Source organism: Thermococcus aggregans (assembly GCF_024022995.1).
Taxonomy (GTDB): domain Archaea; phylum Methanobacteriota_B; class Thermococci; order Thermococcales; family Thermococcaceae; genus Thermococcus_A; species Thermococcus_A aggregans.
On the sequence record NZ_CP099582.1, the window covers coordinates 753,934 to 777,312 of the forward strand.

The window sequence follows — 23,379 nt, forward strand, 5'->3', positions numbered from 1 at the left end:
ATCCTTTTCTCCTTCTTTATTTGGGTGGTGAAATGGCATTTTTGAAAGTGGTTCCTCTTGAAGAAGCACTAAACGTCATTAACTCTTTACCGCTCGAGCCGAAAATTGAAGATGTTGCCTTGGAAGATGCTCTGGGGAGAGTTCTCGCAGAGGACATAAGGTCTCCTGCAGATGTACCCCCTTTTGATAGAGCCACGGTGGATGGATATGCCGTAAGAAGTCAAGATACATGGAACGCGAGCGAGAGCAACCCAGTAGTTCTAAAAGTAATTGGGGAAATTCATGCCGGAGAAGAGCCCCAAATTGAACTCAAAGAAGGAGAAGCGGCATACATATCAACTGGAGCAGTCTTGCCAAAAGGCGCAGACGCTGTGATAGAGTTTGAGATTGTGGAGAGGAAAGGGGACGAGGTAATAATCTCTAAGCCCACTTACCCTCAAGCGGGTGTAATGAAAGCTGGAGCAGATATCCCCAAGGGAAAGCTCATTCTAAAGAGAGGAACGAAATTAGGCTTTAAGGAAACCGCGCTCCTATCTGCTGTTGGAATAAGTAAGGTAAAGGTCTTTGCAAAGCCCAAGGTGGCGGTAATCAGCACGGGAAATGAAGTTATTTTGCCGGGAGAAGAGCTTAGACGTGGAAAGATTTACGATATCAACGGACGAGCTATAAGCGACGCCGTTAAAGAACTTGGAGGCGAGGCTTACTTCCTCGGAATAGCCCGAGATAACGAAGAAAGCTTGAAAGAGAAAATAGTTGAAGGGCTCAAATACGACATAGTAATCTTATCCGGCGGAGCGAGTGGGGGAACGAGGGATTTGACGGCTTCGATAATAGAGGAGCTTGGCGAGATAAAGGTGCATGGAATAGCAATACAGCCCGGTAAGCCGACTATCATTGGAGTTATCCAAGGAAAGCCCATTTTTGGACTTCCGGGGTATCCTACGTCGTGCCTAACGAACTTTACCCTTCTTGTTGCTCCCTTAATTAGAAAGCTCCTAGGAGGGGAATTCAAAGCTGAGAGAACCAAAAAGAGATTGGCTCACAAAGTGTTCTCCGTGAAGGGAAGGAGGCAGTTTTTGCCGGTTAAACTGGAAGGAGAAATCGCTAAACCAATTTTAAAAGGAAGCGGGGCAGTTACAAGCTTTATCGAGGCGGACGGCTTCGTTGAGATTCCAGAGAACGTTGAGATACTCGAGGAAGGGGAGGAAATTGACGTTATTTTGTTCCGCTTTTAACTCCAAATAACTTTTAAATAACTCATCCGTTATTATGGTAGGTGAAAGGGAATGCTTGATATAAAGCTCATCCGCGAAAATCCGGACTTGGTAAAGGGCGACCTAATAAAGCGTGGGGAGTTAGAGAAGCTCAAGTGGGTAGACGAAATTCTTGAACTCGATAAGAAGTGGAGAGAAAACCTAAAGAAAATTAACGCCCTCAGGAGAGAAAGGAACAAGCTTGCTATAGAGATAGGCAAAAGGAAAAAGGCAGGAGAGCCTGTAGATGAACTTTTAGCAAAGAGCAATGAGATAGCAAAGCAGATTGAAGAAATCGAGAGGGAAAACAAAGAAATCAAAGAAAAAATTGACTATTACCTCTGGCGTTTGCCCAATATAACCCACGAAAGCGTTCCCATAGGAAAAGACGACACAGAAAACGTCCCAATAAAATTCTGGGGTAAAGCAAGGGTATGGAAAGGCCACTTAGAGAGCTTTTTAGAGCAGAGCCAAGGAAAAATGGAATACGAAGTAATCGAATGGAAGCCCCAGCTTCACGCTGACCTCTTACCCAAACTTGGAGGAGCTGACTTTGAAAGAGCCGCAAAGGTTAGCGGTTCAAGGTTCTTCTACCTCTTAAACGAACTCGTAATTCTCGACCTGGCATTGATAAGGTTTGCTCTCGACAAGCTCATTGAAAAAGGGTTTACTCCAGTAATACCACCCTACATGGTTAGAAGGTATGTTGAAGAGGGAGTCACAAGCTTTGAGGACTTCGAGGACGTTATCTACAAAGTTGAAGGAGAAGACCTTTACCTAATACCCACATCAGAGCACCCGCTTGCAGGTTTCCATGCAAATGAAATCCTTGACGGAAAAGACTTGCCCCTTCTCTACGCTGGAGTTAGCCCGTGTTTCAGAAAAGAAGCGGGAACTGCTGGAAAAGACACCAAAGGAATATTTAGAGTGCACCAGTTCCATAAAGTTGAGCAGTTCGTGTATTCAAGGCCAGAAGAAAGCTGGGAATGGCATGAAAAGCTCCTCCAAAATGCAGAGGAAATCTTCCAAGCTCTTGAAATCCCATACAGAGTTGTCAACATATGTACCGGTGATTTGGGCTACGTTGCGGCAAAGAAGTACGACATAGAGACGTGGATGAGTGCGCAAGGGAAGTTTAGGGAAGTAGTGAGCTGTTCAAACTGTACAGACTGGCAGGCAAGAAGGCTAAACATTAGATTTAGGGACAAGCCAAATGAAAAGCCGCGCTTTGTTCACACCCTTAACTCCACAGCAATAGCGACATCAAGAGCAATAGTTGCGATAATTGAAAACTTCCAAGAGGAGGACGGAACGGTTAAGATACCAAAAGTCCTCTGGCCGTATACAGGATTTAAGGAGATAGTGCCGGTGGAAAAGAAGAAGTGATGCAAATAGTCGCTTACTCTCACTTAATCTTTCCTTTCCGATGTTTCTGCTTCTTTCTTTTTCCTCCGCTCCTTCTTTTCCCTCAAATACGGATACCTCATTATGTGCCCGCATTCCAAGCATTGTATGACAACATGGGGCATTCTCTTCTGTCTTAGCCTGACTCTTGCATTAACACCGGGGACAAGGAAAGAATGGCATTTCTTGCAGTATCTCCTTTTCCATTTCCTCGGCATTCTAACTTTGGCCTTTTGTTGGACTGCTAAGGCTATCTCAACATATCGATTTGCCAGCTCTTTATCATAAGGAAAGACCCTCTCAGCCAAGCTAAAAAGAATATTTATTCTCTCAAGGGCGATCTTTTTCTTTTCCCTCTGCTCCTTGCGTTTTATGAACTTTTTTGCCATCTTCTCACCTACTCCGGCTTTATCATCTTCAGCTTGCCTATAAACGGCTCATAGAGGTAGCCATCGGCAATAAGGCGTTCTATAACTTCTTCTGCATATGACGGCTTAAATCCATACTCAACCAGAGCGGTGTAAAACTCCTCCCTACTAACGGATCCATCCGTAGAAACAGCCTCCAAGTCCATGAAAACCCTCAAAGCCATTACTAAGCGCCTGTTTCTGAAGTCCCGTTCAATATATTTTTCGTAAACCTCCAGCACCTTCAGCATGTCTCTTTCGGAGATTTCGTTTATCCACATGTCCACTATCTCTTGGTTCATGTTTATAACGTCGCTTATGATCCTGTTGTTTATTTCCCCTTCAAATCTTGCTATCGACCCCAAGAGGCGTAGGCTTAAGAGGTATCTTGTGTTAGTTTCAAATATCATTCCTTTAAGCCGCAAAGCATCGAACTTCTCCCCGTACTCCCTGGCATTTCTAAAAACCCATCTCTCAAATCTCTCTCTAAACTTTTCAACAGTCTTATCAGAAGGGCTGAGAGAGGGAATTTTTTCTTTTTCTACGAATATGGTAGCCAAGAGGTTAGGAACAAGCTGCTCAAGCTCCCGGTTCCTCTCCCATCCTACGTGCTCATTTACAATAAAGGGGGCTTCGGAGGTATAAGCTAAGGGATCCTCTGGAGAAATTCGCTTATACATCTTTGGAGTCAAAAAGACTGCCTGCTTTTTTTCAAAATACTCTCTAGCCCACTCCGCAACTGGAATTTCTTTTCTAAGGAGACTTTTGCTCGGGGGCGAGTAGTACCTCCCTCCCCCAAGTAAGAAAGAGAAGTCAAGGTCGAGGTCTTCATCTACGAAGGACTTTGATATTCTCTTTTTTAAAATCAGCTCCTCTGGAAATAGGCTGATTAAATACCTCGAAGCTTCCCAGAGAGATTTTATAATTTTGGGGTCGTTTTTGAGTGCAGAAAAAGTCACTCCATCGCCCCAAACCTTTTTACTCCCTACTATAGAGGGTGAAGCAAAGAGAGAATAAAGGATAGCCTTTTTTAGCTCGTAATTAGCTGTTATAGTTGAATCTATGAGATGCTCCAGCTCTTCCTTTGTAAGGGCAAGTTCCTTGTAACGAAGCCAGTAATCCTCAACGCTGGCTTTCTCCAGAGAGATAACGTGTATAAGACGCATGTTTCCAAATGGATAAGCATCCACAATGCCGCTAAGTTTAACATACTCCCCGCTCTTAAGCTCTGCATTTATTTTGCTCTTTTCAGTAATCTTTATTACAACATAAGGCCTAATATCGCTCTTTGGGAGCTCACTTGGAGATAACGGGGAGAGAAGGTAATAGGCACCATCTTTCGGCACATTGGGAGGCTGTCTCAAGATTAAGAATCCCTCTACCTCAATAGGCTCTCCATTTTTATATGATTGAATAACCCTTTGAAAGTCTCTAGCCCTTTTTGATGGGCTTATTGCTAATCTCTCAACACTTCTAAGCAATGTGTAGATCATCGAAGGAAATACAACCGTAAACTTTATAAACCCTATGCTGAGAGTTAGTATCGGTACGGCGGTCATAGCGGCGGGGCCACACCCGGACTCGTTTCGACCCCGGAAGTTAAGCCCGCCAGCGATCCCGGGTGTACTGCCCTCCGAGAGGGGGCGGGAAACCGGGGACGCCGCCGGCCACTCAACAAATTTTAACAAACTTTTCTGCAAAAACTTCCAAGAACAAACAAGATTGGGCGATTTTGCCTTGTTAGCTTTCTAGAAAATCAAAAAATCTAGAAAAACAAAAAGGAGTCATTCTTCTCTTTCGCAAAGCTCAAGGAGAACTCCGCCAACGCTCTTAGGATGTACAAAAGCTATTTTAGCCCCACCTGCTCCTATTCTGGGCTTTTCATCGATAAGCCTGAATCCCTTTTCCTTGAGCTTCTCCAAGTGCTCCTCAATATTCTCAACTCCAAGGGCTATGTGGTGTATTCCCTCTCCCCTCTTTTCGATGAACTTCGCTATTGGAGAATCCTCTGCAGTTGCCTCCAAGAGCTCAATTCTTGTTTCACCTGCATGGAATATTGCAGTCCTAACTTTCTGGTCAGGAACTTCCTCAATTTCTTCAACCTTCAACCCAAGGTTTTCCCAAATTTTTATGGCTTCTTCAAGGTTCTTAACGGCAATCCCAATGTGGTCGACTTTCTTTATCATACTTTCACCCCCAAAGCTTTCTCCAAAACAAGATCAGCGGCAGAGTATGGATCAAGCTCCCTATTTACAATCTTATCTATAAGCCGAGCTATTTCGTTATCTTCCATCATTTCTCCAATTTTTCTTGCAATTGTACTTGAGACAATAGCCTTAATCTCTTCCTCTACCCTGAATTTCCTCTTCTTTTCGATCTCCCCACTTTCCATCAAGAAAGCTTTGTGTTTATTGATAGCTTCCCAAAGCTGGTCAATTCCCTTATTGGTAAAAGCCACTGTAGAAATCACCGGCGGCCTCCAGCCCTTTTTCTCCCATTTCTCCTTCTCAAGGTCAAGCATTAGCTCAAGCTCAAACATTGTAGCCTCTGCACCTTCCTTGTCAGCTTTGTTGACTACAAAGATGTCTGCTATTTCCATTAAACCGGCTTTTATGGCCTGGATATCATCACCCAAGCCAGGAACAGTGACTAGAACCACTGTATCGGCAGTTTTTACAATGTCCACTTCAATCTGTCCCACACCTACGGTTTCCACAAAGATGACATCACATCCATAGGCATCGAGTATTTTTATCGCATCGTTGGTTGCCTTTGCTAACCCCCCAAGGGATCCCCTCGTTGCCATGCTCCTTATGAAAACGCCCTGATCTGTGGAATGTCTTTGCATCCTTATCCTATCTCCAAGAAGAGCCCCTCCTGTAAAGGGGGAAGTAGGGTCTACGGCTATAACTCCCACTATTTTTCCTTCATCTCTGGCTTTTTTTATTAGTTTATCAACCAGAGTTGATTTCCCAGAACCCGGTGGACCTGTTATTCCGACGATATAAGCATCTCCGGTATAAGGGTAGATTTTTTTGACTATCTCTCTCGCTTTTTCTTCGTCGTTCTCTACTAACGTTATCAGCCTTGCGGTTGCCCTCTTATCTCCTTTAAGCATCCTCTCAATTAACTCGTCTATCATTTCTATCACTTGGATTAATTATCCAAAAAAGAAAATATAAACCTTAGCTTTCTCCCCTGAACTTCTTCAGTTTTGGAACGTTCTCATCGATAAACTTAATAATCTCCTCAATTGGACTTCCAGGACCAAAGACTCTAGCGACGCCCATTTTTTCAAGTTCTTGGGCATCATCAGGGGGTATTATACCTCCTGCAAGTACAAGTATATCCTCATTTGGTTTTATGCCCTTCTCTTCCAAAAGCTTGAGAATCTTTGGTATAAGAACCATGTGAGCTCCAGAAAGGATGCTTAACCCGAGAACGTCTATGTCCTCCTGAATGACGCTTTCTACGATCTGTTCAGGCGTTTGTCTTATCCCAGTGTAGATGACCTCAAAACCCGCATCCCTCAGCGCCCTCGCTATAACCTTTGCTCCCCTATCGTGCCCATCCAATCCTGGCTTGGCTATTAGAACCCTAACTTTTGAGCGATCCATCCTTCACCACCGAGTTTCATTAGAGTGAAATAGTATTTAAAGGTTGTCAAACCTAAAGGTCAGGGTTTACATTGGATATTTTATCCATAATAGTGCAAGACTTTTAAATTCTTAAGCAAAGGAAAATACGGGAGCTAAAATGATGGATCTCCATACTCACACAGTGTTTTCTGATGGAATTGGGAATATAAGGGACAACATAGCAGAGGCCGAGAGAAAGGGATTAAAGATTGTTGGAATCAGCGACCATGTACATTTCTTCACGCCTCATTTGCTCAACTCGTACCTATCCCTCATAGGACAGGCTAAAAAGGAAAGCGAGACAATCGTGCTAGCTGGAGTTGAAGCCAATATCCTCCCGGAGGGAGTTGATATAAGTTATGACTTTAGAAAAAAGCTCGATTATGTAATAGCCTCTGTGCACCTTTACCTTGAGCCTGGAAGACATGATGAGTACCTTGAACTCATAAAACTCGCAATTCAAGATGAAAACGTGGACATAATAGGCCACTTTGGAAACGTTTTCCCCTATATCGGTTACCCTTCGATGGAGGAATACAAGGAAATCGTCGACCTTGCAGCGGAGTACGGAAAAGCCTTTGAGATAAGCTCCCGCTACAGGGTGCCGGAGTTGGATTTCATAAAGCTGTGCATAAAGCGGGGAGTGAAGCTCACCTTTGCAAGCGATGCCCACCAGCCAAGAGACGTTGGAAGCATAAGCTGGAGCTTAAAGGCTTTTAAAAAAGCCGGCGGTAGAAAAGAAGATTTACTTTTCTCAGAGCTCCTATGAGAGTTTGAATCCTAGATTTTTAAGTTCAAGGATTATTTTCATTGGAAAGCCAACAACATTGTAATAATCACCCTTTATCCATTCCACCAGAACGCCACCTTTCCCCTGAATTCCATAGGCACCTGCTTTGTCGAGAGGCTCACCTGTGGAAATATACCACTCTATCTCCTCTTTACTAAGCTCGCGGAACTTGACCTCGGTAACAACATATCCCGTAATTTCTTTTCCTTCGTGAATTATGCAGTAACCCGTTATGACTTTGTGAACTTTTCCACTTAACTCCCTAAGCATTTTTCTGGCCTCTTCCTTATTTCTTGGCTTTCCAAGGATTTTGTCTTTGAGAACAACTATTGTGTCTGCCCCTACAACAGTTCCACCATACCTTGAGTAGACATCACAAGCCTTTTTTCTGGCTACTTCAACGGCATGCTCCTCCGGTGTTTTTGCGATAGATTCTTCACTAACCTTGCTTGGGATAACATCAAAATTCTTAAAGAACTTGGACAGTATTTCCCTTCTTCTGGGGCTTTGGGATGCTAGGATCAGCCTCATCAAAAGACACTTAAGGAATCAAAATATAAAAATTTTGGGCGATGAAGACAATTTCGCTAGCTGATGGGTGACGAGTACCCTCGCAACTGAGCCAGAAAAAAGATCAAAGGGAAGCCCAAATTTCAATTCCCGCATCCAACACTCTTTTAAGCTCTTTGCCTATTGGAGTGTTTTTGTTAACCTTTACAAGCCCCTTCCTCGATGGAGTGGCTGTGAAAATGTACTGGTCGCCTGCAAAGAATTTGAGAGGTTTCTTTGCGAAGTCTGGTGAAACTCTAAGAACTATCTGCTTCTTCTTTTCTTCAGCTTCCACAGGAATCTTTTCCTTAGGCATTTCTGCAAGCTTCTCGTCAAAGCTCCTTACATCAATGCTTATTCCAAGCTTTTTCTCTATTTCGCTGATCCTCTTGCCTTTTTTACCTATGATTGCAGGAATGTCGAATTCATCGGCGTATATTATTGCCTTGTGTGGACTTGCAAGCTCAACCTCCGTATAAACGTCAGGGAGAAACTTTTTGATTTCTTGTTTGAGCTTCTTCTCTGCGAGTTTTAGTGCTGGTGGCTTCTCTTCTTTCTTTACAGGAACAACGCTTATTTCTTCACCGTAGGTGTAAATCTCGTATTCAAGCTCGCCCGTCATGAAGTCCCTAACTTCTATAACTGGCCTCGCTAAATCCTCTTCTGTCATTCCGCTGGGAACCTTAACCTTGTACTCTAAAGTCAGAACTTTGGCGACATTTCCGGATTTTATGAAGATTACTGTATCAACTATCTGGGGAATCATTCCAAGCTCTACTCTTCCGATGAATCTCTGGATAGCGTCTATGGGCTTTGTAGCGTGCACGACACCAACCATTCCCACTCCAGCCAGCCTTAGGTCTGCGTAGATCTTAAAGTCACTTGTCTTCCTCATCTCGTCGAATATCGTATAATCTGGCCTAACTAATAGCAAAACGTCTCCAGTTTTCTCCATTCTTCCTCCAAGTGCTGTATACTGAGTTATCTCTTCACTAACCTGGAGGTCTCTTGGCTTCTCCATGGTTTTAACTATCTTGCCCATGCTCGCGTACCACTCCGCTAAGGCCTGGGCGAAGGTCGAGTTGTGAACCAATACCGGCGTACTACCCGCTATGAAGTTGTGGTTGGGTACTGTTATGTCGTAGACCTCAAATTCGCCTTCAATGACTTCGATCTCCTTGACTCTATCCCAGAATATGTTTTCGTCGAGCATGAGGCGCAGATGAGCAAGGTACTCTTCAATGAACTCAGCCCTAGTGTAGTATTCCTCGACCGCTTTCTCGATAAGTTTTCTCAGCGTTGGAACCTGAACCTCTGCCCCAGACAGGAAAAGGCTGAGCATTGCTTGGGACATTGTTCCGTATGTGGAGCGCCCTATCTTCTCGAATATAACGGTTAGCAATCCCCTAACATCATCGCCGAGAGACTTCCATATTTTTGCTTCCCGTTCAAGCAGACCGCTCTCTCTGTGAAATGCGCTTATCAGCTTGGCTATAGTCGAGGGCATGGGACTCCTTTCGCCCTTCAACCACAGCTTTGGCCCCTGTTCATCGATTCCGTTTCTTCTGTAGAATCCGTTTGAGACTTGAGAATCCACGAGTTCAACGATTTCTTTCCAGCGGCCCAGCTCCTTCGCGTACTGCATAAGCTTCCTAACTTCTCCTTCAATCCCAAGATAATCCCTATAAAGTGTGAGGTATTCTTGGTAGACTCTCCTCAGTCTGTCTGCTGAGTATGAAGTCTTAAGCGGGTCTTTGAAGGGTTTACGGAGCAACAGGCCGAGTGCCTTCACGGTCTCACCCGCTGGGATAGTGCCCACGTTGGGGTTTGCCTGTGTATCCAGGTGCCTCTCAAACCCTTCGACCTTAAATCTTGGTCTAATGAGTTCATAAAACCTTCTGATGTCGTCCGAATTTTTGACAAGCACCCTATAGTAATAGCGGCTTTTGACCTTTTTCTTTGAAACTATGGATGGAATTCCTATACGGAGGAGCAGGTAGTGAATTCCCTGGGCAAAGTCCCTGCTCGCGGTTGCTATTTCAAGTTCCTTCCCGATGTATCCGTCGCCCTCAAACACTCCTCTGAGGAAGGCGGCTATTCTCCTCTCATCTGCCTTGAGGACGAGCTGGGGGACTTTTATCGTCCTTGCTTTTTCTTTCTCAGGGTATCCCATGGCCCTGAGGAGTTTCTCTATCGTCTTCGAGTTCCTAACGCGCAATCTGCCCGGTGAGACAAAGTAGAAGTCCTCCTCCGGCACGCTGAACACGGACTTAACCAATTGCTTGAAATGTTTGATTAGTTTCCCATCAAAATTGTTGAACTCAAAGACGCTTCCTGACCCCTCTGCCCACATGAAGCCTAGGAATTCAAAGAACTCTTCATTGAGCTTGATAACGGGCGGTATCTCACGTGAGCTCCTGTAATTCCGCCCCCTGTAGAACACGCTAACCGTCTCATTGGGCGACGCTTCATTTACGGGAACAACGCTTCCGTCCTTTAGCCGCGCAAAGAAGCCTTCGCTGACTAACTCTCCAACCCAAATCTCATTTGGAAGGTCCGACTTCACCGCTATTTTTTTCGGAACCGCTATGGGAGAGCCTATCTCAAGGTTGCCCGCATCTTCCCAAACAACAAAACCGTTTCTTATCGTCAAGACCGGATGGTTTGGACTCAAGGTTATCTCTCTTCCGGTTGCGGTTTTCAGTTTGAGGAGCTTTGTTTCAACTCTCCGGTACACCCTTTCAATTTTCTGGACTTCAGTCTTGTTGTGGGAGAGCGTCACCACACTCATTCCAGACCGCAGTGAGGAAACGGGGGCAAAAGTCCCATCGGCAAGGAGTACTGGGGTTTCTGGAGGCAGGCACTTCCCTTCACCCGGCGCTCCAGCTATGAGTATTCCCTCGGCCTTGTCCATGAGCCTCTCAAGGAGCTTCTCGCTCAGGTCGTAATCCTCTATGCTCAATTTGGTTATTGGCCTGACCGCTGTAATTTCTATTCTATCGGCAAACGGGGGTTTTGCTATAACTATACGATAGTTCCTTAACTGAACTACTGTAGCCCCGGGTTCATCGAGTTCTATAAAAGATTCTGGGTCTCTCCTAGCCCTCTCAACTATGTCGTCTGCAATCTCTTCAAGCTCCTCATCGGTAAGCTCCTTATCCCTTATGGGAACGAGTTTCCACTGGCCAGGCTTTCCTTTCTTTGCTAGAGGCTTCACACCTGCCTTTAGGTGAACGCTCATTGTATGCTCATCAAAAAAGTCTTCGAGTCTGTGTTTGACTTCTTTCCTGCTCTCTAAATAGATTACCTCTATGCCCTTTGCTATGGCAATGTCTCTTTGCACCTGATCTCCGGTTATGAGAATTGCGTTAAGCTCTCTGGCAACTTCTCTTATCATGTGGTCAATTTCTCCAGCTTTTGCCCTTCTGATCTGCCACAGCTCTGGTCTCTCACCATAGAACTCTAAAAGAATCTTGTCCTCATCTGCGAGCTTTCTGAGTTTCTTTAACTCTTCAAGTCCAGTGTGCCCTATAGCCTTGCCTTCATTTGCCTGGTGCTCAATCTCAGCAACGACTGCCTCAGGAATGATTACCTTGACCTTTTCGTTAATCCTATTAAGATACTGGGTGAGCCTTCCATCAACTATAACGCTTGTGTCCGCAACAAATACCTTCACTATTCCCACCTCTCACCTTGCTTAGTCTCTCCACTTGTGACCTGCCCTGCCCTTCAGGGCGGGGCTTCGTGAGAGTTCACAGGGACTACCCTCACTCTCACTGGCCGGGTCACACGGCCACTACCGGCTATCTCCCTAACGGGAGAATCGCCGGCTACCTTCCTCAAAATATTTAAAGCCCCATTCACGTCAGCATTAATCAAAACTCCAGTCGAAGACTGATAGAGACCCCTCTTGATTCTTTTACCCCAATACTTCTCCTTCTTCACCAGCGGTTCTAAAGCCAAAGCATCTGCCTTGCTCGTGTATTTTTCATCAACTTCGATGAAGTTAATCCCGTAACGCTCACACTTTGCCTTCAGCTTTTGCTTGAAGAGGCCGTATGGGATATACTGGAAGTTCTGATTATTCACTTTCCCCAAGGAAGCCCTTTGCTTTGCTTCCTCCAACTCTCCAATTACTATATTCCCGATTTTATTCTTCAAGCAGTATTTTATTATGTAGTTGACGGCTTGGTTCATAAAATTATTCATTACATTCTTCCTCTTCCTCAAAAGCCAAGCCATCTTTTTGCCAAACTTTACTCCTTGCCTAGCGTATTGATTCTGGAGTCTGGCCTTTTCTTTATTCCACCACCGGTTGAAGCTCTTCAACCACCGGCCTTCAACGATGAAGGCCGTCCCGGTGGTGTCGACGCAAGTGGCAAAATTATCAACTCCCAAATCAATGGCCAAGTACTTTGAGTAGTCTAAATCCTTCTTTTCCGGCTGGACTTCGTAAACGTACTCAACCTCGAACCAAAGGGCATTATGTCTTGGCAAAATGCGGACTTCCTTTATCTTGTGTCCTTTAACGTTCTTTGGTAGTGGGATTTCAAGGTACATTACACCGTACTTCTTGGCAAAGTTTCGGCCAAGAGTTAGAACAATTTTGTCCTCTTTTACCTTGAAGGACTGGTAGGGGAAGATTAGAACAAAGTGACCGTCTTTTGGTAAAAACTTTGGCGGGTGAATTGGCCTGTTGTAGTTGCCTTTTTTCCTTTCTTTTAACAGTCTGAAGAAGGAGCGGTAGTTTCTTTCGACAATTTTCATGGTTTGCTGTGCCACTTGACTTGGCAAGAGTTTGTAGGGTTCACTGTCTTTAACCAAGTGATAGGCTTCGGCATATGGTAGAAAAGTTCCATTAAGCTCGTAGTGTCGTCTTGTCACATATAGGGTGAGGTTGTAGAGGTCTTTGGAGAGATGAGAGAGTATTCGAAGTAGTTTGTATGTCTTCTTGTCTACTCGGAGATGGTTCTTTTGGGTGAGGTACATTGACATCACTCATTATTATGTGTGTAATAGAGGTATTTAACCCTTTCGGTGCCTGCCTTTAGAGTGTTTGCATCCCACCCTAAAGGGCGAGGTTCGGAAGAAAAATATAAGGTTTTGGTAAAAGTTCATAAAGGTTTAGGAGAATTGTAGTAGGGAACCGATATGGGAAGAATGATCTCAATAGCATCTGGAAAAGGGGGTACCGGAAAAACAACCACTACAGCAAATCTAGCAATTGCTCTAGGAAAGTTAGGAAAAAAAGTATGTGCAGTTGATGCAGATCTAACTATGGCAAACCTAAGCCTGCATTTCGGGTTAGATGATGCGGGAAAAACTATCCACGACGTGCTGATTGAAGGGGGAGACATAAGGGAAGCTGTACACCCGACAAAATATGAACTCGTATATGTGGTTCCAGCTGCAGTAGATTGGGAACACGTTGCTAAAGCAGACCCCAGAGAGCTCCCGGAGGTAATCCCAAAGTTAAAAAATGATTTTGACTATGTGCTAATAGATTGTCCAGCTGGATTGCAAATAGATGCTATGAGCGCCATGTTAAGCGGAGAGGAAATTATCCTAGTAACCAATCCGGAGATAGCAAGCATAAGCGACACCATGAAAGTAGGATTGGTCTTAAAAAAAGCTGGACGAGAAATCCTAGGCTTTGTACTCAATAGGTATGGTAAAAATAAAAACGACATACCGCCGGAAGCCGCGGAAGAGGTCATGGAGTTTCCTCTTTTGGCAGTTATCCCAGAAGATCCAGAAGTTAGAGAGGCAACATTGGAGGGAATACCAGTAGTGGCATACAATCCAGAGTCAAAGGCCACAAAAGCATTTTTTGAGCTTGCAGAGAAGCTTGTGAGAATGGAAACAGAGAGACAATGGTGGATGGAATGATAGTAGTATTTGTTGGGACTGCTGGAAGCGGAAAAACAACCCTAACGGGAGAATTTGGCAAATTTTTGGAGGAAAACGAAAAGAAAGTTGCATACGTAAATCTGGATACTGGAGTTAAGAGTCTTCCTTACATCCCCACGGTAGATGTTAGAGAACATATAACCGTAGAAGAGCTTATGAAAAAGGGGTATGGGCCCAATGGAGCCATTGTGGAAAGTTATGACTTCCTCATGAATTACCTTGAAGATTACATCGAAAAGATACTGATGCTGGAGAAAGAAAACGACTACGTCCTTGTAGACACTCCCGGGCAGATGGAAACGTTTCTTTTCCACGATTTTGGAGTTAAGCTAATGGAAAACCTTCCAAACCCACTTGTTGTATACTTATTTGACCCAACAATACTTAGAAGGCCCCATGATTACTGCTTCGTAAGGCTCTTTGCACTTTTAATAGACCTCCGACTTGGTGCGACGACTGTGCCAGCCCTAAACAAGATAGACCTCCTTAAGGACTTGGAAGAGACAAAAAGATATCTTGAGGATGTTGAATACCTCACAGGCCGCTTAAAACTCGACACTTCCATGCAGGGGCTTTTGGCATACAAGTTATGTAAGTTTTTGCCGGAGATCTCACCTCCAGTAAGGGTGCTTTATTTATCCGCAAAGAAAAGAAAAGGGTTTGATGAACTTGAAACTTTGGCTTATGAGCACTATTGCACCTGTGGAGATTTAACATAAGTTCAACGGAAAACTGAAAAACAGAACCTTTATTCAAGAAAGGTCCTCCAAAATGAATCCTTTTTTAGGAAGAAACTGGGAAGGTTTTTAATTTAGGAGAAACTAAGAGATTTCGGTGAGAGAAGTGTGCCTTATTGCTGGGGGAATCGGAAATCATCTAAAACCCAAACTCATAACAATGATAAACTCCGGAAAGCATAGGGGTGGGGACTCATTTGGTGTGTGGACCGATGAAGGAGTATTGAAGAGCGAGGACTTTTCCCAAATTAACGAGATTCCAGATGGCAGTATAGGTCTTCTCCAGTGCCGCTTAGCTATGACAGGTTCAAAAAGCTTTACTCAGCCGTTTTTTAATAACTTTGTTTTGGTTCACAATGGGGAGATATATAACCACAGACAAATAAGGGAGTTTTTAGAGAGAAAAGGAGTGGAATTCGAGAGCGACGTTGATACGGAAGTAATTTTGCGCCTTTTGGAGTTTCAAGTTGAAAGCGACAATTCTATAGCCAAAAGTGTGAAGTATCTTATGAGAACCTTAAACGGAGACTACGCAGTGGCATTTTCCGATAAAGAGAACATTTATCTTTTCAGAGATCCTATTGGAGTTAGACCGCTTTACTACTCCCAAAATGGATTCTTTGCTTCGGAAAAGAAAGTTCTCTGGAGCATAGGTGAAAGACCTACTCCAGTAAACCCCGGAGAGCTCGTTAAAATATCCAGAAAAGGCATTGAAAGAGCCCAGCTCTTTAATATCTTAGAACTTAGGGGAAGATACTTTTCCTATGAGCAAGCGAAGCTGAGCATAAAGAAAAGTCTGGAATACGCCGTGAGAATTAGAAGTGCAAAAAATGTGGGAGTTTTGTTCTCTGGCGGTTTGGACAGCTCTTTAATAGCCCTTCTTGCTTCAAAATACTCAGATGTCACTCTCTATACGGCGGGAGCGGAAGGGAGTCAAGACTTAGAATGGGCAAGAAAAGTCAGTGACAAGCTTGGTTTGAAATTTAGGGAGTACGTGTTTAGCCTGGACGACGTGAAGAACTCCCTCGAAAAGGTTATGTTCGCTATAGAAGAACCTAACCCCATGAACCTCGCAATAGGGATTCCAATATACTTCGCAACAAAACTTGCCAGAGAGGACAATACCAAAGTGCTTTTAACGGGTCAAGGAGCCGATGAACTTTTTGGAGGATACGCAAAATACCTCGAGAATCCTTCTTTAATGGAGAAAGATATATTAGAAATTGGAGAAAAGAATCTTGCCAGAGACGACAAAATTGCCATGCTGAATAGCGTTGAAGGAAGGTTTCCATTTTTAGACCTCAACGTTGTTAGGAGTGGGCTTAGAACGCCCTTGGAGTATAAAATAAAGAATGGGACAAGAAAGGTTATCCTAAGAGAGATCGCACTCGAACTGGGTCTTCCCAAAGAGGTCGCATACAGGGAGAAGAAAGCCTGCCAGTATGGCACTAATGCACAAAAGCTTCTCGAAAAGATTGCAAAAAAAGAAGGATTAAGACTGTCCCAATTTGCCGAAAAGCTCTTTTACGAGGTTTTTGAACATACATAAACGGTTTTAAACCTTTTTTAACTTTCCCACAGTCAGAATGATTTCTCAGAGGATTTTAATAAACAAACAAAGACACAGCAAAACGATTTCGTGAAAAAAGATTAAATAGGAGTTCTTCACTATAATAAAATGAGGTGATACGCCATGATGGAGAAAAAAGTATTAGTATGGCTGTTTAGCGCTTTGCTTTTAGGTAGTATCATACCACTATCACAGGCACAGAGCCTTTCAATAGTAATCCTCGTAAGCGACAACGAGGCAGACTCAGCACTTGCAGAGGAACTTGCCACCTTGCTGAACGCAAGCATAGTGGTAACAACATGGGGAGTATACGATCCAAACGTAACAGCAGAAATAATGTCCTATGCCCCAGACAAAGTTATAATCATAGGCGGTCCCGACGCAGTGCCAAAGGATTATGAGACAGATCTAAACGAGATGGGAATTTCATACGTTAGGTGGTACGGTAAAGACAGGTATGGAACGAACTTAGAAGTACTTAAGAAAGCCATTGAAGAACACCCAGAACTCTTTGAGAATGTTAAGGTAGTCATTGCCCACGGAAGGGATTTGGGGGCAATCAAAATGGCAAAGGGCATAGAAGGGAAGAAGTTCATTCTCTACGTGGACAACAACCTAACAAACACAACCGAAATACTCGGTACCTTGCTCAAAACCAAGAAAGTTGTAATACTCAAGAGTTACTTGATAGACAATGAAACACTCAACAGGATAAGGGAGCGCATTAGAGAAAGGGTCAGAGACGGAAACATAACCGAAGAAAACGTGACGATAACACCCGAGATGGCATGGGAAGCAATACAAGTAGCGATCAACAGAACTGAAACAGCCAAAGAGATGTTAGATGATCTCCCAGTTCCAGCTGCCAAAAAGCTAATTGAGCTCGCCGAAGAGAAGATACAAATCGCAAACGAGAGCTACAACGAAGGAAACTATGGAAAAGCTTATGGACAGGCAATAGCAGCAAAAGCCCACGCAGAGGTAGTAATTAAACTGGCCAGTAAGGAGTGGCAAAAGGTTATCCACGCAAGGGTAGAGATGAAGCTTGAAAGAGAAATACACAGGCTTGAAATTAAAGTAAGAGTTCTCGAAAAGGCAGGCATAGATGTTAGTGCAATAAAGGAAAAGATAGATGCTGCAAAAGCTGCAATACAGGGAGGAGACTACGAGACAGCCAGAGAGCTCATTGAGGATGCCAAAAACTTGTTAAGAGAAGTCTTTATCCAAGAAAGAGGCAAGATAAGGGAGAAGTACTTGCCCGTAAATCCACCACGTGGAAAAGGTAAAGGCAAGTAATAGAAAGGCTTTTTACTTCTCTTCTGTATTTTTTATTCATGAGAATTTTGGTAATAGGCCATTATCCCCCCCATAAAGGGGGAGTCGCAAATCATACTGACAACCTAGTTAAAGAGCTTAGAAAGCGGCATGAGGTTTATGTTTTAACTTATGGACCCATAACCCCGCGAGAGTTTGAGAGAGAGCTAGTTTATCAAGTTAGGGTTCCTCCAGTATTCGGCTTGAGGGGTGTTTTGTTTGTCATCCTAGCTTTTTTAAAGATATTGAAGCTCCACAAAAAGCTGAAGTTTGATCTTATCCACGCTCATTACGTTGGAACTACCAGTTATGCAGGAGTTCTTGCAAAAAAGAAGCTGAACATCCCATTGATTACAACAGCTCATGGAAGTGACCTCGACTTTATGTCAAAACTCCCCTTGGGAAGGTACTTTGTCAGAGAGAGCCTATCTAAGAGCGATATGATAATAGCTGTAAGCCACTACCTGAAAAAGAGAGCCCTCGACCTTGGAGCCAGGAAAATAAATGTTATCCCAAACGGTATAAGAAAATTAAAGCCAAAGAAAGCCGTGAAAAGGTACATCACATTTATAGGGGCGTTAACATATTACAAAGACCCAGAAACATTTATACGTCTTGCAGAGCATTTTCCCAAGGAGAAATTCTTGATAGTTGGTGATGGCCCCCTTATGGGAGAATTGAAGAACAAAGCACCTCCCAACGTCAAATTTCTGGGATATAGAACAGACATCGAGAATGTACTGGCAGAAAGTAAAATGCTGGTAGTGCCTTCTCTAAGAGAGGGGTTCGGGCTTGTGATAGTTGAAGCTAACTTACTTGGCGTTCCCGTGGTTGGGAGAGCCGTTGGGGGGATAAAGGAGCTCATAAGAGATGGAAAAAATGGATACTTCTTCAAGGATTTTGACGAGCTTTTGGAAAAAGTGAGGCTTTTACTCGATAATAAAAAAGCTTTAAAAATGGGCAGAACCGGAAGAAGAATCAGTGAAAAATATGCATGGGAAAAAATAACCGAGAAAGTTGAGGAAGTTTATAGAGAAGTTTTAGGTGAGGGACATGACAATAGTAATAAACATGCGAGATGTCGTTGATCGGAAGAAGATTAGGATAGCCGCGAGATCTATTAGAGAGGGAAAGCTTGTTGCGTTTCCTACGGAGACAGTCTATGGGCTCGGAGCAGATGCGCTAAATGAGAATGCCGTTAAACGTATTTTCGAGGCAAAGGGAAGACCTCCCGATAATCCCCTAATAATCCATATAGCTGACTTCACTCAAGTTTACGAGCTTGCAAGTGAAGTCCCGGAAAAGGCCAAACTACTCGCGGAGAAGTTCTGGCCAGGGCCTCTAACAATAGTGCTTCCCAAAAGTGATAAAGTCCCCTATGCCACTACTGGAGGACTAGATACAGTAGCAATAAGAATGCCTGCCCATGAGATTGCACTAGCGCTAATAGAGGAAAGTAAAAGACCAATTGCCGCCCCCTCTGCGAACATAAGCGGAAAGCCGAGTCCCACTTTAGCAGAACATGTAGCTGACGATTTTTACGGAAAGATAGAGTGCATAATAGACGGTGGGGAGACTAAAATAGGAGTCGAATCAACTGTAATAGACTTAACCACAGATCCACCAATGCTTCTAAGACCCGGTGGATTGCCCCTTGAGGAGATAGAAAAGGTAATCGGTAAGATAAAAATCCACCCAGCCGTGAAAGGAAAGCCTGTAGACCTTGCAAAAGCTCCGGGAATGAAGTATAAACACTATGCCCCAGAGGCGCAGGTAATTGTTATTGAAGGGGAACGAGAGAAAGTCAAAGAAAAGATCAAGGAGCTTATCAAGGAATATAAAGCTCAAGGTATGAAAGTCGGTGTAATGGCAACTGGTGACTTCTACGAGGCAGATGCATGTTTCAACATAGGGGAGAGCGAAGAAGAAATAGCAAAAAACCTATTCAAAGCCCTTAGAGAACTTGATAAAGATGGAGTGGATATAATACTGGCCGAAGGAGTTGAAGAAAAAGGATTAGGGCTCGCGGTTATGAATAGGCTCAAGAAAGCAGCCGGATATAGAGTACTAAAAGTCTAATTTTTCAAAAATTTTTCGAATTTTAATGCATTTTATTGTCTATCGGAGAAAGCGTTAAATACATTGGGGATATAATAATAAACAGTTTGCTAAAACCAAGTGGGGTGGGCCCTTTTGATAACGGGTATAATAAGGTCTAGTCCAGGCGAACTTGAACTCGCTGGAAAGACCCTAGTAACCAAGGGAGACCTGAAAAGCGGTATGCGGCTTCTTATAAAATCTGCAAGGGAATATGAAAGACAGGGAAGAGTTTTAGATGCAGCCCGGATTTATAGATACATAGGAGATCTCATTCTTAGTGCTGATCCCCAAGCTTTGAAAGACGCTCGTCCTTTTCTCCTTAAGAGTGCGTATTATTATCTGGATCTTCTTGAGAGGGAAATTGAACTTGAAGAGCCCAATTTAGAACTTTTTGATGAATTCTGCTCCAACATCCTCAGAATATTTGAAATTCTTGGAGAGAATAACAAATTTGAAAAATACGCAAGGGAGTTTGCCATAATATACAAGTCCATTGGTGATATTCAAATGAGAAGACATGATATTCAGAAAGCTATCGAGTCTTACGAAACGGCATATAGATACCACAAGACAATCCACAACTCAAGCGGCATTTCAGAGGTTGGGACAATCTTAGTCGACCTTTATGGTAAAGGGGCGGAGATATTCATATCCGAGAAAGAATACCAAAAGGCAGGCGACACATTTTTCAAGCTTGCATTTATTGTTAAGGATGTTTTTGGGTATGATGACCATTTTATGGAGCTCATGGAGAACGCAGGAAGAAACTATGAGAAGGCAGGTAAAGAATGGTATGCTTATGGAGACCTTTATTATGCCGCAAAAGCATTTCTTAAAGCTGAATATTCCTACCTCTTAGCGGGAAACTCTGAGCGAACAGAGCTAATAGGATTAGATACTGCAAAAATGCTTTACCAGCTCGCAGGTGAGTACAGAAAGAAAGGATTTATGAAGGAACTCGGAGATACTCTGGTAATGTTAGCTCAATCCCTCTTTGCCCTCGACAAGCTTTTAGAGGGCTTAAAAACTTACAAAGAACTCATCAATGAAGCAGAAGTCACATTGGAGCACAGATACAGAATAAGAAAAGCTCTTCTTTTTTATCTGGCTGCTAAGGAAAGAAGCAGGAACTACTTAGAATTCGTTGAACAGATGGAGTTCTATGCAAAAAGGGAGGCCTATGCGCAGGCAATAGATTTAGCGGAGCTAATTTTTGAGACAAGGTTCCCAGAAATTAAAAAAGGATTACAAAAGGTAGAAGGGTTCAGCCCAGAATAACTTTCCTTCTATACCCCCTCCTTCTAGCATCCTTCAAGAAAAATATCTCTTCAACAAGATCCTTTTCCTTGAGAATCTTTAAAGCATAGCGGACAGTCCTTTCAGAAAGGTTTGTTCTTTTTGCAAGTTCTTTAGAAGACATGGGTCTGTCTCCTAAAGCGTTAAATACCTGGATCGCCGATTTTGGCAAAGCAAAGTAAATCCCCCCTCATCACAACCACCAAAAAGGGAGAGAAAAAGGAATTTATAAGAGTTTTGATAGAGGCAATTTCAAGACTGCTGTCTTAGGGCAACTCTTGGAAGCGGGATTGGATATGGGATTCTCATTTCTTTGGAAATTACCATTACTATGGGGGTCATTTCATTTGTCACAAAGTTCACTATCTCCGCAAACATTTCGGGAGGTATCTTCTTTTCTTTTTCCCATCCGTCCAAGATTTCGTCTATCTGCTCTTTTTTAGGTGGCAGATAAAATACCGCTCCTTTTATTACTGCTCTCGCAATTTCAGGGTTGTACCCTATTTGATAAGTGAAGAGAACCTCAATCCCATTAACCTTTCCAGAAGGGGTCTTTATTTCCCCCAGCCTAACTTCCTCAATTTTTGGGGAAAGGTTTACCTCAACCTTACTGACTGTCCCTCCCAGCTTTTCAACCTCAATTTTTGTTACATTAACACCTACAACAGGCATGTTTCCACCTCCTTCTAAAGATTACCATAGCCTTATTAAAGATTACCTTTTGAAAGCATTTTCCAAGAGACGAGGATGTCAACTATTGGATTTAAAAAAGAATGACGACAAAAAGATAACATGCCAAGAGAAAAAGTCGCCAGGATATGGGACGAGAGAGAGGTTATTTATTCACCAAAGCGGTGGGAAATCTTAAAGGAAAAACGTGAGAAAGCCCTAAAGATCATAGAAAGGTTAAGTCAGTTTGACCCTCATGTTTACGGAAGCGTTGCTAGGGGAGACGTCAGAAAGGACAGCGATATTGACATTATAATTCCATATAAAGTGCCCAGCTTCTTAATTGAGCTGAGCTTGGAAGGAATACCCTTTGAAAAGCGGAGAATTGTTATGGCGACTCCCTGGCATCTAATAAAAGGGCATATCAAGATTGACGAGGAGACTACGATAACGTTCCCATTAGTTGAGCCCAAAGATAGGGAGCTCGAATTCTACAAATGGGGCGGAATGGTTGACATTTGGGGGCTTAAGACGAACCTTCGAGTACCCGGAGTCAACAAAAAGCTGATACTAATAACCCCAACCGAAAAAGGACACATAGAGAAAGAAGTCGTCGGAAGAGAAAGCGAAGTTGCAAAGATTCTTGGGGTTAGCATAGAGACCGTTCAAGAAAGAGTGAAGATTTTGACAAGAAGGGATGCAATAGGGAGAACCGGGATATACCTCAATGAAGAAGTGCCCGAGTGGATGAGCTTTGAAGAAGCACTAAAAAGAATAGCCGATAGGGACCCAAACGTTAGAAAAAGAGTTCGGGAAAGCGGTGGGATTTAAAAGTATTCCAGCGAAAAATTTATAAAGCGTCTATAGTTGATTATCTACCGGAGTTGTGCGGTGGTAGTCTAGCCTGGTCTAGGACAGCGGCCTGCCACGCCGCGGGCCCGGGTTCAAATCCCGGCCACCGCACCACAATTCGTTTTTGGAACTTCCTACAACGTTTTGAGCATTTTAAAGGTGATAAAAGAAGTATATGGAATGTCACTTCTTTTTGAACGGTTTAACTCTAAATATACACCCAAAAGGCGTCAGAAGAGGATAAACATCTCCAATGATTTTCAGAGTACCCTCACTCAAAAAGAATAGACCAGAATTAAAAACCATCACACCCTAACGCCTTTTAGGCGGGGACCTACTAATTTTCCAATTTTCCAGAACACCTTTGCAAGCATTAGCAAAAATAAAAGACTGAAAAAGGATTCAAGTCCTCAGCTTTGCCAGCGCATCTTCTGCAGCCTTGAGTATCTGGTAGCCAATTGGGGAAGCCGTTAAGAGCGGGTGTGTCGCTATCTGCATTGTGTAGAGCTCGCTTGCAGTAAGGCGCTTCTGTATCGCCAGGGCTAGGATGTTTATCATCTCGCCGACGCTCTTACCGCCAGCTATCTGCGCCCCGAGTATCGCACCCCTGTCGCGGGAGAATATGAGCTTCACCGTGACCATGGAGGTGTCCGGGAACTTCGCGGGGTGCCTGTCTGGGCCAGATGCCCTGCCAACTATGACTTCAAAGCCTTCTTTTCTTGCAGCCTCTTCAGTTAGGCCCGCCGCGGCCAGGGTGAGACCCGCCACGTGGGTCGAGTAGGCACCTATCGTCCTCTTGTTCTCCCTGACGATCTGGAGCTTGAAGAGGTTCGCACCGGCTATCCTCGCCTCGAAGGTTGCTGTTGAGGCAAGCATAAGGCCGTAGGGCT

Annotated in this window: 22 protein-coding genes, 1 tRNA gene and 1 rRNA gene; 13 read left to right on the top strand and 11 right to left on the bottom strand. The window is 43.7% G+C overall.

Annotated elements, in window-relative coordinates; translation table 11 throughout:
* Positions 1–32 precede the first annotated feature (32 nt).
* Together NF865_RS04335 and serS are read left to right on the top strand one after the other, a co-directional pair.
* Entirely contained in the window at positions 33–1,235 is a 1,203-nt protein-coding gene (locus NF865_RS04335) for a molybdenum cofactor synthesis domain-containing protein (RefSeq protein WP_253305362.1), read from the top strand.
* A gap of 51 nt (positions 1,236–1,286) precedes the next feature.
* Positions 1,287–2,639: a serine--tRNA ligase gene (serS, locus tag NF865_RS04340; RefSeq protein ID WP_253305363.1), complete on the top strand. Its 1,353-nt coding sequence runs from the start codon at positions 1,287–1,289 to the stop codon at positions 2,637–2,639.
* A gap of 23 nt (positions 2,640–2,662) precedes the next feature.
* Here the strand turns inward: serS and NF865_RS04345 are convergent, their stop codons facing one another.
* Entirely contained in the window at positions 2,663–3,046 is a 384-nt protein-coding gene (locus NF865_RS04345) for a ribonuclease P protein component 4 (protein WP_253305364.1), read from the bottom strand.
* Between the two features lie 8 nt (positions 3,047–3,054).
* Positions 3,055–4,557: a hypothetical protein gene (locus tag NF865_RS04350; protein WP_253305365.1), complete on the bottom strand. Its 1,503-nt coding sequence runs from the start codon at positions 4,555–4,557 to the stop codon at positions 3,055–3,057.
* A 54-nt stretch (positions 4,558–4,611) separates the two neighbouring features.
* Here NF865_RS04350 and rrf point away from each other — a divergent pair.
* Positions 4,612–4,733 (top strand): 5S ribosomal RNA (gene rrf / locus NF865_RS04355).
* A 115-nt stretch (positions 4,734–4,848) separates the two neighbouring features.
* Here the strand turns inward: rrf and mce are convergent.
* Genes mce through NF865_RS04370 form a run of 3 tightly spaced genes read right to left on the bottom strand, consistent with a single transcriptional unit; the run spans position 4,849 to position 6,681 of the window.
* Positions 4,849–5,250: a methylmalonyl-CoA epimerase gene (gene mce / locus NF865_RS04360; RefSeq protein WP_253305366.1), complete on the bottom strand. Its 402-nt coding sequence runs from the start codon at positions 5,248–5,250 to the stop codon at positions 4,849–4,851.
* Positions 5,247–6,206, bottom strand: a complete 960-nt coding sequence (meaB, locus tag NF865_RS04365) for a methylmalonyl Co-A mutase-associated GTPase MeaB (RefSeq protein WP_253305538.1) — start codon at positions 6,204–6,206, stop codon at positions 5,247–5,249. The genes mce and meaB overlap by 4 nt, the downstream gene beginning before the upstream one ends.
* 43 nt (positions 6,207–6,249) lie before the next feature.
* The gene (locus NF865_RS04370) at positions 6,250–6,681 is read right to left on the bottom strand and encodes a cobalamin B12-binding domain-containing protein (RefSeq protein WP_253305367.1); all 432 of its coding nucleotides are present in this window, start codon (positions 6,679–6,681) and stop codon (positions 6,250–6,252) included.
* Between the two features lie 142 nt (positions 6,682–6,823).
* On the opposite strand from NF865_RS04370, the gene NF865_RS04375 reads away from it, so the two are divergent.
* Entirely contained in the window at positions 6,824–7,471 is a 648-nt protein-coding gene (locus NF865_RS04375; RefSeq protein WP_253305539.1) for a PHP domain-containing protein, read from the top strand.
* Here the strand turns inward: NF865_RS04375 and NF865_RS04380 are convergent.
* From NF865_RS04380 to NF865_RS04390, 3 genes are all read right to left on the bottom strand, one after another.
* Complete coding sequence (locus tag NF865_RS04380) at positions 7,466–8,023, bottom strand: Maf-like protein (protein WP_253305368.1); 558 nt, start codon at positions 8,021–8,023, stop codon at positions 7,466–7,468. The genes NF865_RS04375 and NF865_RS04380 overlap by 6 nt on opposite strands.
* A 103-nt stretch (positions 8,024–8,126) precedes the next feature.
* Complete coding sequence (locus NF865_RS04385) at positions 8,127–11,717, bottom strand: LAGLIDADG family homing endonuclease (protein WP_253305369.1); 3,591 nt, start codon at positions 11,715–11,717, stop codon at positions 8,127–8,129.
* Positions 11,718–11,770: 53 nt separating this feature from the next.
* Positions 11,771–13,036 carry an RNA-guided endonuclease InsQ/TnpB family protein gene (locus tag NF865_RS04390; RefSeq protein WP_253305540.1) on the bottom strand — a complete coding sequence of 422 codons (1,266 nt, stop codon included), beginning with the start codon at positions 13,034–13,036 and terminating at the stop codon, positions 11,771–11,773.
* A 156-nt stretch (positions 13,037–13,192) separates the two neighbouring features.
* On the opposite strand from NF865_RS04390, the gene minD reads away from it, so the two are divergent.
* The 7 genes from minD (at position 13,193) to NF865_RS04425 (ending at position 20,950) form a co-directional block, all read left to right on the top strand.
* Positions 13,193–13,930, top strand: coding sequence for a cell division ATPase MinD (minD, locus tag NF865_RS04395; RefSeq protein ID WP_253305370.1), 738 nt, complete (start codon positions 13,193–13,195; stop codon positions 13,928–13,930).
* Positions 13,927–14,670, top strand: coding sequence for an ATP/GTP-binding protein (locus NF865_RS04400; RefSeq protein WP_253305371.1), 744 nt, complete (start codon positions 13,927–13,929; stop codon positions 14,668–14,670). Before minD ends, NF865_RS04400 begins: the two co-directional genes overlap by 4 nt.
* 124 nt (positions 14,671–14,794) lie before the next feature.
* Entirely contained in the window at positions 14,795–16,237 is a 1,443-nt protein-coding gene (asnB, locus tag NF865_RS04405) for an asparagine synthase (glutamine-hydrolyzing) (protein WP_253305541.1), read from the top strand.
* Between the two features lie 144 nt (positions 16,238–16,381).
* Positions 16,382–17,554, top strand: a complete 1,173-nt coding sequence (locus NF865_RS04410) for a cell wall-binding repeat-containing protein (protein ID WP_253305372.1) — start codon at positions 16,382–16,384, stop codon at positions 17,552–17,554.
* Between the two features lie 38 nt (positions 17,555–17,592).
* A complete protein-coding gene (locus NF865_RS04415; protein WP_253305373.1) occupies positions 17,593–18,660 on the top strand; it encodes a glycosyltransferase family 4 protein in 1,068 nt (355 codons plus the stop codon).
* Positions 18,626–19,651: an L-threonylcarbamoyladenylate synthase gene (locus NF865_RS04420; RefSeq protein ID WP_253305374.1), complete on the top strand. Its 1,026-nt coding sequence runs from the start codon at positions 18,626–18,628 to the stop codon at positions 19,649–19,651. The genes NF865_RS04415 and NF865_RS04420 overlap by 35 nt, the downstream gene beginning before the upstream one ends.
* 114 nt (positions 19,652–19,765) lie before the next feature.
* Entirely contained in the window at positions 19,766–20,950 is a 1,185-nt protein-coding gene (locus tag NF865_RS04425; RefSeq protein ID WP_253305375.1) for a soluble NSF attachment family protein, read from the top strand.
* On the opposite strand, the gene NF865_RS04430 is transcribed toward NF865_RS04425, so the two are convergent.
* Positions 20,937–21,092: a winged helix-turn-helix transcriptional regulator gene (locus NF865_RS04430; protein WP_253305376.1), complete on the bottom strand. Its 156-nt coding sequence runs from the start codon at positions 21,090–21,092 to the stop codon at positions 20,937–20,939. The two genes, NF865_RS04425 and NF865_RS04430, sit on opposite strands and share 14 nt — an antisense overlap.
* 128 nt (positions 21,093–21,220) lie before the next feature.
* Positions 21,221–21,640, bottom strand: coding sequence for a hypothetical protein (locus tag NF865_RS04435; protein WP_253305377.1), 420 nt, complete (start codon positions 21,638–21,640; stop codon positions 21,221–21,223).
* A 120-nt stretch (positions 21,641–21,760) separates the two neighbouring features.
* Here NF865_RS04435 and NF865_RS04440 point away from each other — a divergent pair, with 120 nt between their 5' ends.
* Both NF865_RS04440 and NF865_RS04445 read left to right on the top strand, forming a co-directional pair.
* Positions 21,761–22,468, top strand: coding sequence for a nucleotidyltransferase domain-containing protein (locus NF865_RS04440; RefSeq protein ID WP_253305378.1), 708 nt, complete (start codon positions 21,761–21,763; stop codon positions 22,466–22,468).
* 57 nt (positions 22,469–22,525) lie between these two features.
* Positions 22,526–22,603, top strand: a tRNA-Gly gene (locus tag NF865_RS04445).
* 288 nt (positions 22,604–22,891) lie between these two features.
* On the opposite strand, the gene NF865_RS10445 is transcribed toward NF865_RS04445, so the two are convergent.
* Entirely contained in the window at positions 22,892–23,365 is a 474-nt protein-coding gene (locus NF865_RS10445) for an oxidoreductase dimerization domain-containing protein (protein WP_366513856.1), read from the bottom strand.
* Positions 23,366–23,379: the final 14 nt, after the last annotated feature.

Coding starts and splice junctions, on each gene's coding strand:
- NF865_RS04335 (WP_253305362.1), top strand. CDS start 33: ATGGCATTTTTGAAAGTGGTTCCTCTTGAAGAAGCACTAAACGTCATT.
- serS (WP_253305363.1), top strand. CDS start 1,287: ATGCTTGATATAAAGCTCATCCGCGAAAATCCGGACTTGGTAAAGGGC.
- NF865_RS04345 (WP_253305364.1), bottom strand. CDS start 3,046: ATGGCAAAAAAGTTCATAAAACGCAAGGAGCAGAGGGAAAAGAAAAAG.
- NF865_RS04350 (WP_253305365.1), bottom strand. CDS start 4,557: ATGATCTACACATTGCTTAGAAGTGTTGAGAGATTAGCAATAAGCCCA.
- mce (WP_253305366.1), bottom strand. CDS start 5,250: ATGATAAAGAAAGTCGACCACATTGGGATTGCCGTTAAGAACCTTGAA.
- meaB (WP_253305538.1), bottom strand. CDS start 6,206: ATGATAGACGAGTTAATTGAGAGGATGCTTAAAGGAGATAAGAGGGCA.
- NF865_RS04370 (WP_253305367.1), bottom strand. CDS start 6,681: ATGGATCGCTCAAAAGTTAGGGTTCTAATAGCCAAGCCAGGATTGGAT.
- NF865_RS04375 (WP_253305539.1), top strand. CDS start 6,824: ATGGATCTCCATACTCACACAGTGTTTTCTGATGGAATTGGGAATATA.
- NF865_RS04380 (WP_253305368.1), bottom strand. CDS start 8,023: ATGAGGCTGATCCTAGCATCCCAAAGCCCCAGAAGAAGGGAAATACTG.
- NF865_RS04390 (WP_253305540.1), bottom strand. CDS start 13,036: ATGTCAATGTACCTCACCCAAAAGAACCATCTCCGAGTAGACAAGAAG.
- minD (WP_253305370.1), top strand. CDS start 13,193: ATGGGAAGAATGATCTCAATAGCATCTGGAAAAGGGGGTACCGGAAAA.
- NF865_RS04400 (WP_253305371.1), top strand. CDS start 13,927: ATGATAGTAGTATTTGTTGGGACTGCTGGAAGCGGAAAAACAACCCTA.
- NF865_RS04410 (WP_253305372.1), top strand. CDS start 16,382: ATGATGGAGAAAAAAGTATTAGTATGGCTGTTTAGCGCTTTGCTTTTA.
- NF865_RS04415 (WP_253305373.1), top strand. CDS start 17,593: ATGAGAATTTTGGTAATAGGCCATTATCCCCCCCATAAAGGGGGAGTC.
- NF865_RS04420 (WP_253305374.1), top strand. CDS start 18,626: ATGACAATAGTAATAAACATGCGAGATGTCGTTGATCGGAAGAAGATT.
- NF865_RS04430 (WP_253305376.1), bottom strand. CDS start 21,092: ATGTCTTCTAAAGAACTTGCAAAAAGAACAAACCTTTCTGAAAGGACT.
- NF865_RS04435 (WP_253305377.1), bottom strand. CDS start 21,640: ATGCCTGTTGTAGGTGTTAATGTAACAAAAATTGAGGTTGAAAAGCTG.
- NF865_RS04440 (WP_253305378.1), top strand. CDS start 21,761: ATGCCAAGAGAAAAAGTCGCCAGGATATGGGACGAGAGAGAGGTTATT.
- NF865_RS10445 (WP_366513856.1), bottom strand. CDS start 23,365: ATGCTTGCCTCAACAGCAACCTTCGAGGCGAGGATAGCCGGTGCGAAC.